The 13,980-nt window shown below is 62.6% G+C and carries 12 protein-coding genes and 1 pseudogene; 10 read left to right on the top strand and 3 right to left on the bottom strand.

Annotated elements, in window-relative coordinates; genetic code table 11:
- Window positions 1-203: 203 nt before the first annotated feature.
- A complete protein-coding gene (locus ON38_RS27265; protein WP_039827889.1) occupies window positions 204-392 on the bottom strand; it encodes a hypothetical protein in 189 nt (62 codons plus the stop codon).
- 784 nt (window positions 393-1,176) lie between these two features.
- On the opposite strand from ON38_RS27265, the gene ON38_RS27260 reads away from it, so the two are divergent.
- The 9 genes and pseudogenes from ON38_RS27260 (at window position 1,177) to ON38_RS37685 (ending at window position 11,052) form a co-directional block, all read left to right on the top strand.
- Entirely contained in the window at window positions 1,177-2,412 is a 1,236-nt protein-coding gene (locus tag ON38_RS27260) for a YlbE family protein (RefSeq protein WP_039827888.1), read from the top strand.
- Window positions 2,413-2,443: 31 nt separating this feature from the next.
- Window positions 2,444-3,805, top strand: a complete 1,362-nt coding sequence (locus tag ON38_RS27255; protein ID WP_039827887.1) for a glutamine synthetase family protein — start codon at window positions 2,444-2,446, stop codon at window positions 3,803-3,805.
- Window positions 3,802-4,476: a gamma-glutamyl-gamma-aminobutyrate hydrolase family protein gene (locus ON38_RS27250; protein WP_051165247.1), complete on the top strand. Its 675-nt coding sequence runs from the start codon at window positions 3,802-3,804 to the stop codon at window positions 4,474-4,476. The genes ON38_RS27255 and ON38_RS27250 overlap by 4 nt, the downstream gene beginning before the upstream one ends.
- A gap of 23 nt (window positions 4,477-4,499) precedes the next feature.
- On the top strand, window positions 4,500-6,026 hold the full coding sequence (locus tag ON38_RS27245) for a purine-cytosine permease family protein (RefSeq protein ID WP_157181935.1): 1,527 nt from the start codon (window positions 4,500-4,502) through the stop codon (window positions 6,024-6,026).
- A gap of 50 nt (window positions 6,027-6,076) precedes the next feature.
- Entirely contained in the window at window positions 6,077-7,090 is a 1,014-nt protein-coding gene (locus tag ON38_RS27240; protein ID WP_039827886.1) for a LacI family DNA-binding transcriptional regulator, read from the top strand.
- Between the two features lie 74 nt (window positions 7,091-7,164).
- A complete protein-coding gene (locus ON38_RS27235) occupies window positions 7,165-7,836 on the top strand; it encodes a flavodoxin family protein (RefSeq protein ID WP_039827885.1) in 672 nt (223 codons plus the stop codon).
- 1,394 nt (window positions 7,837-9,230) lie between these two features.
- A complete protein-coding gene (locus ON38_RS27225) occupies window positions 9,231-9,743 on the top strand; it encodes a site-specific integrase (protein WP_051165242.1) in 513 nt (170 codons plus the stop codon).
- A gap of 7 nt (window positions 9,744-9,750) precedes the next feature.
- Window positions 9,751-10,314: pseudogene (locus ON38_RS38280) on the top strand (TetR/AcrR family transcriptional regulator); the annotation flags it as partial.
- 126 nt (window positions 10,315-10,440) lie between these two features.
- The gene (locus ON38_RS37685) at window positions 10,441-11,052 is read left to right on the top strand and encodes a carbonic anhydrase (RefSeq protein ID WP_039827898.1); all 612 of its coding nucleotides are present in this window, start codon (window positions 10,441-10,443) and stop codon (window positions 11,050-11,052) included.
- A gap of 536 nt (window positions 11,053-11,588) precedes the next feature.
- On the opposite strand, the gene ON38_RS27215 is transcribed toward ON38_RS37685, so the two are convergent.
- Window positions 11,589-12,323, bottom strand: a complete 735-nt coding sequence (locus tag ON38_RS27215; protein ID WP_039827883.1) for a dienelactone hydrolase family protein — start codon at window positions 12,321-12,323, stop codon at window positions 11,589-11,591.
- Window positions 12,324-12,468: 145 nt separating this feature from the next.
- Here ON38_RS27215 and ON38_RS27210 point away from each other — a divergent pair, with 145 nt between their 5' ends.
- Window positions 12,469-13,341: an aspartate racemase/maleate isomerase family protein gene (locus ON38_RS27210; RefSeq protein ID WP_051165240.1), complete on the top strand. Its 873-nt coding sequence runs from the start codon at window positions 12,469-12,471 to the stop codon at window positions 13,339-13,341.
- Between the two features lie 89 nt (window positions 13,342-13,430).
- Here ON38_RS27210 and ON38_RS27205 read toward each other — a convergent pair whose 3' ends face one another.
- Window positions 13,431-13,967 (bottom strand): PadR family transcriptional regulator, encoded by a 537-nt coding sequence (locus tag ON38_RS27205; RefSeq protein ID WP_039827882.1) that lies wholly within the window; start codon window positions 13,965-13,967, stop codon window positions 13,431-13,433.
- Between the last annotated feature and the right edge of the window lie 13 nt (window positions 13,968-13,980).

Raw genomic sequence — 13,980 nt, 5'->3', positions numbered from 1 at the left:
GTTACCTACAGGGCAAGGGTCTGCGGCGACCTCTGCGCAACGCGCGAAAATCAGACGAAGCCCGCCAATGCGACCCACAAGGCCTGCTTGATCGGATCCCGCCGGACCACCAGTGCGGTGGGCGACGAAGCCGAGACTAAACGGTCGGCAACAGGCTGGACAAAGGTCAATTCCGCTATATAACGTTGTGGGCGGTATCACATCTAGAGCCTCTTGCGGAACTGCTCCTGGCGGCTCTGCGCCGCGTCGGTGAATCCCCGGACCCGGCGATCCCCGCGGTCGCGGTGGGGTGCGTCGATCCGGTCGAGTACCGCCATTTCTTGCGGGTGATCGCCGACTTGACCGGCGGTGAGTAGCACGCTCATGAGCAGGAAGTGGCCCTCGCCGACCAAACGTAAGCTTCCTGTCCACCTGTCTCGAAATCGGCAGATGCGTGGTCGTTGGCGTCGTGTCCACCGGGACCGGTCGATGGTTCGGATTGGCCGCTTGGGTTGCGGCGCGGCGGGCGGGCCTCGACGGGGCGCTGATGAGCTCGCAGAATCGTGGAGTTGATGCCGACCGGCCAACCCGATCCGGCCGGCGGGCCAGGGGAGATTCGCGATATTCGCAGGATCACCGGCGTGCGAAGGAACGGCCCCGGGATTGCCGGCCGCAACCCGTCGTGGTGGGCGATGGCATGCCAGGGGCAGCGAACCCGGGTGCACAAACCGATTCCGTCGCCCATGTCGGTGGGTGGCCGGTCTTCCTGTTGCGGGACGGCGCGGGTCTCCGACCGCCCCATCGAGCGTCGGTCGGGTCCGCGCGCCCCATCGCCGCCACTGTCCTCTCCAGGCCTCCGGTTCGGTTTCCGAATGGCTTGATCGTTGAGCCCACCGACTGGCGATCTCACCTATCTGCCAAGGCGGGCAATGTCTTTCATGAAGCCATTGGTGGTGGGCGTGGCATCGCTTCGGGGCGCCGACTCTATAGGCCACTTCGAAAGGCGCCCTGGTGGCGGAACGTGCGGCACCCGGGCCGGGAAATCCACTATTGACAAAGTTGCGGTGTGATGTGCACCCTATGCAAAAGCGTTTTAGCAACTCGACCCGTTCGGGCATGTTGCCAATACATGGCGCGTGACCCCACCGCAACCCCGAACGTTGTGAGAGCGCTTTGCATACTCGAAGGAGAGTCTCGATGCGTCAACTCATGGATGCACCATCCGCCGCCGCCAATCGGGCGGCCCTTGAAAACCTGGCCGGTACCGACCCGGTCCTGGCCGATGTGGCGCCGGCAATCGAGGTTGTACCCGGTATGCATCCAAATCTCATACTGGCGTCGGGACCGACTATGCCGTGGCCGGAGTATTTCGGTGGACAACGCACTGCGATTCTGGGAGCGGTTGTCTACGAAGGCCTTGCTGCTGATCTTGCTGCTGCTGAAGATCTTCTCGACTCCGGGTCGGTCGAGGTGGCCGGCTGTCAGGATTACGGTTGTGTCGGGTCTCTTGCCGGGGTGACCAGTGCCTCGATGCCCATGGTGGTAGTCGAAGATCGCGCTGATGGTAATCGCGCCTTCTGTACCTTGTTCGAAGGTGAAGCATCGGCTCGTTTGAACTACGGGGTTTGGTCGGACGCAGTAGACACCAATCTGCATTTTCTGGCCGAGGTTATCGGGCCGGCTCTCGGGCGAATTGTCCGTGCGTCCGGCGGCATTCGCCTGCTGCCGATCATGCAGCGCGCACTCAGGCAAGGAGATGAACTGCACAGTAGGAACGCCGCGGCGTCACTGCTTTTCTTGCGGGAAATCGCTTCGTCACTCCATTACGCCGGCAGTTCGGTGAACGATCTCTTGGCCTACTTGACCGCAGGTGACTACTTTTTCTTGCGTCCTGCCATGGCAGCCGCCAAAGTTATGTCGAGTCGCCTCGCCGATTTCACCGGATCGTCGATTGTGACAGCGATGGGGTTCTCATGCAGGCAATTCGGAATCCAGGTCTCCGGGTTGGGTGACCGCTGGTTCACGGGACCACTTCCGTGGCTCCAGGAGTATAAGCTTCAGCCTGGTTACCGGATCGAGGATGCCCAATTCATGGGTGGGGAAAGCATAATTACCGAGGTTTGCGGGCTGGGGGCGTTCGCCCAGGTGTCGGCGTTTTCGCTGCAGGATTATCAGGGTGGCGTCGAGGGGATGATCCATAACAATCAGCAGATGTATCGGATCACTCACGGCGAAAGTGATCTGTTCAAGCTGCCGTTTCTGGGCTTCCGTGGAAGTCCGACGGGTATCGATGTGCACGCGGTGACCGAGACCAGCATCGCACCGGTCATGGACATCGGGATCGCGGGACGACATGGAGGACAGATCGGGGCAGGCTTGGCCCGCGCTCCTCTACAGCCATTTATCACCGCCAGCACAGCTCTCCGTAAATGACGGAACAAATGGGAACGATAGGAAAATAAAAATGGACACAGTCCATGGGATCTCATCCGATCACAGCGAACTCGCCGCAGAGTTGAGTAGGAATGGGGTTCAGTATGCGGTCGGTTCGTGGATCGACGTACTCGGGCGCCCCAAGTCGAAGGTCGTCCCGATCGATCACCTGCCGAATCTGGTCGCGGGATCGGAGCGCTACACCCCTCGTGGTATGGGCGGGATCGGCCGGATGAACCCCATCGAAGACGAGGTGGTCGGAATCGCAGACGTATCCACCCTCAAGGTTCTGCCCTGGGATCGCCGGTTCGCCTGGATGCTCGCCGACATGTCGCTCGGAGGGCGAGAGCCGTTCGCGCTGTGTCCACGATCGATCCTCAAACGGCAGATCGGGAACGCTGTGGACATGGGCTTCCGCTGTCAGCTCGGAATCGAACCCGAATTCTATGTGTTCCGGCCCGAGTCGCTCGAATCCGGTAGCACGCGGCTGACTCCAATTGCTTTGAGTGGGGAGATCAAACCGTCTCCCGCCTACGATGTCGAGGCATCACTGGACGCGATGCCCTTCCTTCACCGTGTGACCACCTACATGAAGGAACTCGATTTCGGGCTGTTCAGTTTCGATGCCGAAGGCGGGGAGGGACAATACGAGTTCGACTTCGACCACGCAGAGGTCCTCGCCTCTGCCGACCGGATGACGCTTTTTCGGCTTCTGGTTCGGCAGGCTGCAAAAGAAAGTGGCCTGGTCGCCACCTTCATGCCCAAGCCATTCGCTGACGTCTGGGGATCCGGAGCGCACTTCAACATGAGCCTGGAGCAGTACGACACCGGCGAAAATGTCTTCAAGGCCGGAACCGGCAACAATGGCTGGCGCAAAGAGGCATTGCATTTCGCGGGAGGAATCCTGAAACACGCCAAAGCCTTGGCTGCCCTTTCCAACCCGACCACGAACTCGTATCGACGTCTGGTACCTAAACTGGCGGATGGAAATTACTCATGGGCACCCACCAGAATCAGCTACGGCCACAACAATAGGTCGTGCATGCTGCGCCTTCCGGCGAATCGGCCCGCTATCGAGAACCGATCCGTCGACTCCGCGGCCAACACCCATCTGACAGCAGCTTATATGCTCGCTGCCGGCCTGGAAGGAATACGTGAGGGAATCGATCCGGGTGAGGCAAAGGACAGCCTGTCATACACCAACAGTGAAATCGATGTTCTTCCCCGCACGCTACTCGACGCAGTAGAGGCATTCGAACGTGACCCGCTGACCTATGAGGTGTTTCACGAAGCCTTCATTCGCGACTACAGCGAAATGAAGCGCGACGAGTGGGAAGCCAGCCACGCTGAGGTCACAGACTTCGAGCGCACGACCTACCTCCTGAACCTGTGAGCGTCATCGGTATCACCGTCGGCCCGACCGAACGGCCCGAGATCGTGGCCAGCTACGTGAATGCGGTACAGCGAGCCGGGGGAACACCCCTTATTATTCCGACCAGCATTTCTGGTGTCGACCATATCGAGGACGTGCTGCGGGGAATCGACTCCCTACTGCTCTCCGGCGGTGGCGATATCCATCCGTCTCTGTACGGAGAGAAACAACGCACCACACTCGATTCTATAGACAGACCTCGCGACAAAATGGAAATGATCGCGATCGAAATAATGATCCGCAGTGACCGCCGGATCCTCGGAATCTGCCGTGGCGCTCAGATGCTCGCGGTGGCCACGGGAGGAACGCTGGTGCAGGATCTACCATCGGAAGGTTTTATGAACCATTTCGATGAAAATCACGATCGCGGTTACGCCAAGCGACAGCATCAGATCAAATCCGAATCGGGTACGCACGTAGACCGTATTCTGTCGGGACTCGAGCTCGTCAGTTCCCACCACCACCAGGCCATCCGAGATCCGGGGACCGTGCTTGTACCCACGGCATGGGCCGATGACGGCGTCATCGAGGCAGTCGAGGCCCCCGGGCTTTTGGGGCTGCAGTGGCACCCTGAGGCATCCGTGGATCTGGATGAACGTCATCTGGAGCCGTTTCGATGGCTCACCCGATAGATCAAGAAGAGAGGACTCCCGCGATGAATGATCGATCCGCGGCGAGGCAGCCAGAGGCAGTACTTCCGCCATCGGTCCCCGGCAGGCGGCCGGCCCGATTCGGCGGAGTCGAGAAGCACGGCACGGAATACATTCCCGAAGAGGAACGCCACTCCTCACCGCGCAACCTGAGCACTATCCTGTTCGGCGGATCATTGACCTTCGGTCTGATCATCATCGGCTGGTTTCCGATCAGTTTCGGGTTGAGCTGGTGGCAAGCGGCGAGCGCGGTCGTCGTCGGCTCTGCCTTCGGAGCTGCATTATTGGCACCCACCGGGCTGCTGGGCCCCCGCACCGGCACCAACAACCCCGTATCCAGCGGCGCGTTCTTCGGAGTCGGTGGCAGGCTCATCGGCTCAGTGCTCGAGGCGACGGCGTCGGTAACCTTCGCCGCACTGAGCATCTGGACCGGCGGAGACGCCCTGGCGGGAGCGCTGACCCGATTCTTCGGACTGGGGAATACCGAACCGATAAGGTTGATGGCCTACGGCGTGCTGGCCATCGTAGTCACTACGATTTCGGTATTCGGGCACTTCAGCATGGTATTTTGCCAGAAAGTTATGATCCCGACCGCGGGTACCTGTCTGATCGTCGGTCTGTTCGTCTATGGCGGAGATTTCGATCTCGGCTATCCCGGGACAGGGATCTATGAACTGGGATCAGCCCCGGCCGCATGGTTGCTGTCGGCATTGCTATGCGCCTCGACCGTTGCTTCGTACGGGCCATACACCGGCGACTGGACTCGTCATATTTCCCCAAGGGAACACGGTGACAGATCGCTGTTACGTGCAATATTCATCGGTGGATTGTTCGGGCTCGGCGGCCCATTCATGTGGGGAGTCTTCAGTTCTGTAGCACTGTTCTCGGCCCAGGCGCCCGAGGCGGGAACTTCCTATGTCATGGCCTTGACCAACGCAACACCGATCTGGTTCGTGCCCGCCCTGATCTACATCGGCCTGGCATCAGGCACCGCCCAGGCTGTCATCAACACCTACGGCACAGGCTTGGATACATCGGCCATCATTCCCCGGCTCAACCGTGTCCAAGCGACCCTGCTGGCATGCGTTTTTGCGACCGCACTCGTATACGTCGGCCACTTCTATGCCGTGCTCGCCGACGGTGTCGTGGTGTTTCTCGCGCTACTCGCCTGCACCTCGACGCCCTGGATCATCATCCTGACGATCGGCCACTTCCGCCGCCGCGGTTACTACAACACGGATGATCTCCAAGTCTTCAACCGGCGGCAGAAGGGAGGCATCTACTGGTTCACCGGCGGCCTCAACTACGTGGCGCTCACCGTATGGTTGCTCTCCGTGGCAGCCGGCCTGCTCTTCGCGAACAATCAATGGTTCTCGGCCCCGGGCTCGCGCCTCCTGGGCGGGATGGATGCCGGATTCCTCGTGGCAGGAGGAGTTGCCGCTGTCCTCTACCCGCTCGCCCTGCGGATATTCCCAGAGCCGGCCGACGTCCTCGGTCCTGGTGTCTTGACCAACGCGGAACGTTCGGACTGAACCACCGGTCGGCGAAGGTGGCATCATGTGAGGGCCGGAAAGGGAGTGAAATGGCCGTAACCATACATGATGTCGCCGCCGCCGCGGGCGTTTCGTTGACAACGGTGTCCCACGCACTCAGTAACCAGGGCCGTATCGGAGAGCAAACCCGTCGGCGTGTGCTCACCGTCGCTGCGGAGCTGGGCTACAAAGCCAATGTGCACGCGCAGCAGTTGGTCACCAACAGAAGTAGGACAATCGCGATACAGGTCGCGCCGTTCGATGCTGTCAGCCGCTCGAGCATCCTGATACCCAATTCAGAATACTTCCTCGAGGTACTGAACGGCGCTTCCGAAGAGGCGGAGCGGCAGGGTTACGCGCTGATTCTCACGCCGCCCGGTGTCGGACCACATTCAATCAGTGCTTTTGCGGTCGATGGTGCCATAATCGTCGACCCACACGGTGATGAGGGGATGCTGGACCCGGGCTGGACCAAAGACCATCCGGTGGTGACCGCGGGCCGAACCGCTGGTGCGCGTGAAGACGCCTATGTAGTGGACAATGACCATCGATCCGCAGCTATCGAAGTTCTCGATCATTTCTGGTCACAGGGCTACCGAAATCCGGCAGCCATGATCACCGACAGGGCGCGGTCCTACACTCGCGATGTCGTCGACGGATATCAGCAGTGGGCACTGGAGCATGGCGTCGTGCCCCGCGTGGTCGAGACCGGATCGCAGACATCGTCGGCACAAGCGCTGGACGATCTGCTGAACTCCGAGACACCACCGGACGCGATCTACGCCGGGTCCGAGGATATCGCTCTCGACCTGCTGCACGAATGCAGCCGGCGCGGCCTCCGGGTACCCGAGGATCTGGGCCTGTGTAGCTGCGTCGACAGCAGCACCTTCGGACTGACCACACCCGAACTCACAGGGCTGATGTGCCATCCACGCAAGATCGGTAGCAGCGCTGTTTCGCTGCTGGTGAAGGCATTGGCGGACGAACCCCTCGAGAAAACACGAATAATAATCCCGACGGAGCTGAAGATCCGCCGGTCAACTCAACGTACTATGTACGTATAACGATTTCCTCTTGAAAACCCCTCATTCTCGAGTCATACTTTGAAAAAGCGTTTTATCAGATTGGAGATTGCTCGATGCGAGTATTGATCATCAGCGCCAGCCCTCGGGAGGACGGGAACTCTCACGTATTGGCCGACGCTGCGATCGACGGCGCTCGAGAGGCCGGCCACGACGTGCGCCACGTGTTCCTGAGTGAGCATGTGGACCGCCTGCTCGACAACTGCCGGCAGTGTCGGCGGCCTGAAGATCGAATGTGTTCACTCGACGACAACTACGAGAAACTTCTCCTCGAGCAGATTATCCCGGCCGACGGGCTGATATTTGCAATGCCGCTGTACTTCTACGGTATGCCGGGGAGGCTGAAGACGGTGTTCGACCGCTTGTTCTGCTATACCGCCAACAGTTCACCGTTGCAGGAGCGGGTGGTCGAGGGCGTCATGCACAAGAAAGTTGCTGTCCTGATTTCGTGTGAAGAGTCATATGTCGGCGCTACCTCTGGGGTCATCGCGCAGTTCCAGGAATTGACCCGATATCTCAACCAAGAGCTGTGTGGAGTCGTGGTCGGAAACGGGAACAGCCGCGGCGAGATCGTGCACGATCCCAATGATCCCGTACAGGCGGCCAGGCGTATCGGTGCTCGGCTGTTCGACACCCGGGTGACCGACTATCGTCTCGATACGGTGCGGTCCAACAGAGTGTGGGACGCCGCTCTCGCGGCGGGCCGTGTAGGAATCGATCCCTCCTAGCCACCGGCCGCGGCCGCTTCACGATCCAATCTCGGCGCCGGATTCTTCCATTGAAAAAACGTTTTAGCATCGAGAGGAGCGGAACATGTCACTACCCCAACATGCGGAACTGCGAGGCCACCTCTCTTCGATGGTTGCGTCGAAGAGTCACGCCCGAGCGTCGATCGACCCGGCAGACGCTGTCTCCGAAGGAGCCCGGCCACGCGGCAGAATATCGGCGTCGAAGGTGCCCTTGCCCGACCCCCACGGTCTACTACAGGCTGTTTGTGGGCAGCCCGAGGGTGATGAGGCATTGACGAAATGGGCCCGTGACCTCGCCGACCTCCACGCTGAACTGCTCAGACACAGGCTCCGGCCGATGTCCAGGCGGTCGGAGGCCGATGATGATGAAGCGCGAGCCGAGATCGATCGCATAGTAGGCGAAGTAGACGCCTGGGCGATAGAAAATCTGTCGCGTGTGAACTGCGCCCGCATGCATACACACTCTCTCGGGGAGATTATCAGTCATATCGCAATGTCATCTGCCGATGCATGGTGGATTGTCCTGCATTCGCGAGACGCGAGCACCAGGCACCGCGCCTGGTCGCAACTCGCCCAGGCCCTCGAAGGATACACCGAGATGCTGACCGAAATAAGCGCACAACGCCTACGGCTACCCGAGGGAGGAAGCAGGATCGGACGAGTAATAACCTGATCTCACACCCGAACCGTCCGATTGTAAGACGTTGCCGGACTGCAGAATCAACTGCGAGAAGCGCTCGGTTCAGTGAGTGATGGGCTGCGACCCCGTATGGTGCGCCCTTCAGCACGGACAGCTCCAACGTTGGATGTTCAGAGTAGAACAAGTTTTTCGTTGTGGCGTCGATGAGATCGGTCAGCAACGACGCTGGCAAGGCCGAGAAGTGGGCCCGAAGAAGTGCCCACTTCATTATCTCTATCGAAGCTCGATCGACGTCGACGCCACGCGTGATATCGATTGGACGAGGAAATGAAAGTACCGTGCCCACGGTGCGGTCGTGTTTTCATCACCCAACATGACCGCTATCGGAAGCATCATGTGAGATGCCCGGAGCCCGGGGATAACGTAACACCTCGGATGACGCCGGAAGACTGGAAGGCCGTTGCCGGCTGGCTCAACCCCGACGACGGGTTCCTCAGAGGGCAGATGGGACCGGAATGAAATGCGGCGAGACAGCCGCATAAGAAATCTGCTTGTATAGCGCTCCGGCCGGGGGCGACCGATCAACTGGATCCGGCTCAACAATACGCGCCGTGGGTATGTCGTGGCGCTGAACCCGATCGTGCGTGATTTGGGCGTCGATTCGGATGTGGGTGTGCTCGGGGCCGGGCTGCCGGCGGCCGCTGTTCCGCTGTGGGAGAAGGTGCTGTAGACGATGATGTATGAGACCCCCGGTCATGCCGAGGAGTTGCTACCGTTCGACGTCGCGGATCTGGATACGGCGAACCGGTGTGAAACGATCACCCGCACGGGCGGCGCCAAAGATGTGATCGCCCGGCAGACCGGGACTGCCCGGCTGTTACCGCGGCTGCTCATCGGCCGCAGGCGTGGGTCGGTATTCCTGACCGATTGCACGACGAAACACTTTGTGATCATGCCTGTTACCCATCCCTTCGCATTGCGGAGGAAGTCGTATCGGCGTGCGCTGGAACTGTTCGGATACCACACGACCGACTTCGCGCATGGCCCGTTCAGCCTGAATCAGCTGCACCACTCCCGGCTGACCCGTGTGGTCGAGGAAGGGGCGTCGACTCCGACGCCGACGCGAATGAGCGGGCACACCTCGATGCGAACCCCGAGTCGGTATGCGCGACCGTCCGGGGAGGCGCTGATGGCGTGGCAGGCCCCGACCGATTCCGCCGCCCGGCGGACAGCACGCAGGGCGTGAAGGCCCAATGCAGGCGATGTTTCGGGAACTACGGGCGGCGCAGCGACACCAGATCTTGGACGCCGCGACGGCGGTGTTTTCCGCGTGCGGGTATCACGAGGCGAGCATGGAAGAGATCGCCGAGCTGGCCGGGCTCAGCAAGCCGACGCTGTACAAGTCGTTCTCGAGCAAGCTCGACCTGTATCTGGTGGTCTTGCACACCGCGTGGGACCGGTTGGTGCGCGGGGTGAGCGAGGCGCTCTGCTGGGCCGGTGGATTGGCGTCGACGCAGACAACGCCGGCGACAGCGATAGCGGCGGCCTACTTCGATTTCGTCGACGACCACCCGCAGTTCTGGGCGGTGTTGTTCGACGCGCCCGGGGTCGAGGAGCCATCGGTCCAGTGGACGACGCAGCGTGGTCGAACGCGCTGTGTCGATGCGGTATTCACCGCAATCGCCTCGCAGACGACGTGGGAGCCACAGCGGTCGCGTCTGCTGGCGGTCGGGTTGGTGGGAGCCGCGCAGACATGCGCACAAGAGTGGGTTGCGACCGGTCGGCCGATACCGAAACAGGAAGCAGTCGAGGCGACGACGTGGTTGTGCTGGCGAGGTCTGTCCGGCGTGCGGCCGGAACGCGCGGCCCCGCCCGCGCTACCGGTATCCGGTTCCGCTGATACGGCGAACGACCGGCAGAACAAGGCATGCAGAATGATGCATGTGGGGGATTCGACCCCTATTTCCGCATGGAAGGCACTGAGTAAGGGCAACGACCGTTTCGTCGAGGGCCGGTTGCACCACCCCGGCCAGGGTGCCGCCGACCGGGCCGAGCTCGCCGCCGGCCAGGCGCCGTCGGCGATCCTGTTCGGGTGCGGGGACTCTCGGGTGGCCGCCGAAATCATCTTCGACCAGGGCCTCGGGGACATGTTCGTCGTCCGCACTGCTGGGCACGTCATCGGCGCCAGCGTACTGGGGTCGATCGAATACGGCGTCGCGGTTTTGAATGTGCCGCTGATCGTGGTGCTCGGCCACGACCGTTGCGGCGCGGTGCGCACCACCCTCGACGCCCTGGACACCGGTGTGGTGCCCGGCGGGTTCATCCGCAGCGTGGTCGAACGGGTTACCCCGTCGATCCTGCTCGGCCGCCGCGAAGGCCTCGACTCGGTCGACGATCTCGAAACCCGTCACGTTGCCGAGACCGCAGACCTGTTGCGGGAGCGTTCACAGATCATCGCCGACCGGATCGCCGCCGGGGAGCTGGCGATCGCTTGTGTTACATACACGCTCGCCGACGGCAAGGCCAGGCTGAACCGGGTCCTCGGCAAGATCTGACCTGATCGGCGTCCGGCTGCCGTTCTCAGTGGCCCGGATGCCTCAACCACCGGATCAACCTTTAGGCGGGTACTTGGTAGGAAAGGACTGTCCTGCCAATTCGGACCCTATACCTACACGATAAGACCTGAAGGTGCCGGCGGTCAGAGCCGCCGGCGCCGTACCAAAGCATTGCTCGATCGCGCGGCCGACCACGCCGTGGACAGGCCGGCCCGGAAAGGCAGAAGTCGAGTTCGGGCGTCGAGCTTTCGGTTATCGAGTTTTCGGACGCGGATTCCGCGCTTCCGCACTGTCCTCGTGTCGACGTCGGAAACTTGTGCTCCGGAACCGCTCGCACCGCACGACTGCCGGTCCCGGACCGGCCACAACCTCCGAGCGACGCTGCTCGAGCTCGGCTGCATTTCGTTGTACGCCAGAGTGTCGAGCTGACAGGAAGAAGTCGACCGCAGCAGGCACGCGTGGGCAGCGGCGCCTGCTCGAGATGAGTGGTATCTCGGCCGACCTCTCCTGTCGTCAATCGGCTCGGTCGTCCGGCCTCACTTCAAATGCCGGGCGAAGAACCGGGTTCCGGCGTCCCCTTCGAACTGCGGGACGCCGGTATGCCCGCCCATATTGGCGTGCAATGTCTTCTCCGCGGAGCCGAAGGCGTCGAACAGATCCAGGGCCTGTTGCCGGTCGTTTCCTTCGTCGTCCCACTGCAGCAGTACCTGCAGCGGAACAGTGACCTGCCGGGCCTCCTCGACTATTGCGCGGGGAACGAAACTGCCGGCGAACAGCAGGGCGGCCGAGATACGCGGCTCGACCGCCGCCAGCCGGACACCGATGGAGATCACCCCGCCCGAATACCCGACCGGGCCACCGATCTCGGGCAGCGCGAGAAGGGCGTCCAGGGTGGCTTGCCATTCCGGGACCGCCTTGTCGACCAGCGGAAGGATCAGCCGGTCGACGATCTCGTCGTCGACCGGCCCGCCGGCTGCCAGCGCCCGGTGCAGGTCGGCGAGGGCCCGGTCGGCGGCGGCGTCGCGGGGCCGCTCACCGCTGCCGGGGAGTTCGATGGTGGCCGCGGCGTAGCCCTCGGCCACGGTGGCCCGGGCCCGGGCCAGCAGTCGCGGATACACCGTGCGCAGCCCGAGAGGAGGGGGGCCGACCAGGATCAGTGGTACCGGTGTGGGCGCGCATGCGGGCGTCCACAGGATGCCGGGGATCTCGCCGAGGGTGAATTCGCGTTCGAGGACGCCGTCGTCGAGACGCTGTTCGGAAGTGAAGTGCATTGTCGTGCCTTTCGGGAGTGCTCGCGAGCGGCGCTCCCGGACGACCTATCGCCCGACCGTGACCCCGGAGGGGAGCACCCATGTCGATACTGCGTTCACGGGTACCACCCCCTCGTTCTCTTGCACGGTCCCCGGAAAGGTAGCAGTGGCCGTCGTGGTGCGCCAAGGGGTTTTCGCGGAGGCTGCGGGACCGGAGGCCATCGAGTCCGGCACCGGGTTCGAACCGTGGATCCGGGTGTGCGACCGTGAGGTGATGGCGACGTTGCGTTTCGGGGCGCTCTTTCCCACGGCGAATGCCGACGTCGAGGACTTCCGGCGGCTGCTGGGGCGGGTGTCACCGCGGGCCGGACTGGAGGTGGTGGAATTGCGGTGGCCGCCCGGCGTGGCCGAGGACCTGGCGGACATGTCCGATGACCGATTGACGGAGGCGGCGGCCGGGCTGGGCGATCCGGCACTGCTCGCGACCGCGCTGGACGGTTCCGTGGGCAGGTTCGAGGCCGTCGCCCTCGCGGTCACTTCTGCGAGCTTCTTGCGCAGCGCCCACGACCACGGGCGCCAACTGGCCACCCTCGCCCGGGTTGCTCGATGCCGCGCCACGACCACACTGCGCGGCTTCCAGGACGCGGTCCGCCATCTCGGAGTCACCCGGGTCGGTGTGGCGTCGGTCTATCCCTCGCATTTCACCGATGAGTTCATCGCCCACCTCGGTGAGACCGACGCGGCGGTGGTGCACCGCGTCGACGCGAATGCGCGCACAGATCACGACCTGGCTCGTTGGGGAGACGAGCGCATCATCGACTTGGTGGCCCGAGCAGTACATCCGGAGGCCGAGGTGGTGTTGTTACCCGAAACCGCCTTGCACACCGACCATCTCACCGCGGCCCTGGCCGAGGCCGCGGGAGTGCCGGTGCTGACCGCGACCCAGGTGACCATCTGGTCGCTGTGTCGAGCCCTCGGCTGCGCTCCGGCCGCGGCCGGAGCCGGACCGCTGTTCGGTGCTGCCGCCGGCGACGCTTGACGGACAGCGTCACCGGCGGACGACCATCAGACCTCGATCGATCCGGCAATGTTGGTGTTGTGCACCGAGCAGGCCCGGGCTCGTGCGGCTCAGTCCGGTTTGCCGATACCGGCCAGTACCTTTTCGTGCCACTCGATCTCGGTGCGTATCCGCAGGCGGGCGTGTTCGGCGATGAGATCGTCGGCGGTGCTCTGGTCGGGCCAGCGGCGGTCGAGCTGATGCTCCATGCGGGAGCCGATCGCGCGCAGCGCGGCGATCCGGTCCTCGAGGTAGCCGCGCAACAACTCCGGATCGAGATCGTCACCGACGGCCAGCGCGAGATCGACCGGGTCGGGCCGGATATCGACCTCGGTGAACGCTTCGTCGCGTAATGCCCGCAGTTCCCGCAGACCCTCGTCGGTGATCTCGTAGATCGTGCGGGCGGGGAGCGCGCCATGCTGTTCGGTGCGTAACGGGCGGACCAGGCCTTCGCTCTCCATGCGGTGCAGCGCGCCGTACAGGGAGCCCGGTTTGACGCGTGACCACAGGTCGGCACGGTCCAGACGGGCGTCCCGGCGCAATTGGTGGCCGTGCATCGGTCCGCGCCGGGCCAGGGCGGCCAGGACGAACAAGCGGGTCTCGTTCACCTGACCAGTCTTA

It is taken from the genome of Nocardia testacea NBRC 100365, from assembly GCF_000308775.1.
GTDB classification, from domain to species: Bacteria; Actinomycetota; Actinomycetes; order Mycobacteriales; family Mycobacteriaceae; genus Nocardia; species Nocardia testacea.
This window is presented reverse-complemented; position numbering and strand designations above follow the sequence as displayed.

Excerpts from the sequence above, each read along its gene's own strand:
- ON38_RS27240 (WP_039827886.1), top strand. The coding sequence starts at position 6,077 with ATGGCCGTAACCATACATGATGTCGCCGCCGCCGCGGGCGTTTCGTTG.
- ON38_RS27255 (WP_039827887.1), top strand. The coding sequence starts at position 2,444 with ATGGACACAGTCCATGGGATCTCATCCGATCACAGCGAACTCGCCGCA.
- ON38_RS27215 (WP_039827883.1), bottom strand. The coding sequence starts at position 12,323 with ATGCACTTCACTTCCGAACAGCGTCTCGACGACGGCGTCCTCGAACGC.
- ON38_RS27225 (WP_051165242.1), top strand. The coding sequence starts at position 9,231 with ATGATGTATGAGACCCCCGGTCATGCCGAGGAGTTGCTACCGTTCGAC.
- ON38_RS27260 (WP_039827888.1), top strand. The coding sequence starts at position 1,177 with ATGCGTCAACTCATGGATGCACCATCCGCCGCCGCCAATCGGGCGGCC.
- ON38_RS27235 (WP_039827885.1), top strand. The coding sequence starts at position 7,165 with ATGCGAGTATTGATCATCAGCGCCAGCCCTCGGGAGGACGGGAACTCT.
- ON38_RS27245 (WP_157181935.1), top strand. The coding sequence starts at position 4,500 with ATGAATGATCGATCCGCGGCGAGGCAGCCAGAGGCAGTACTTCCGCCA.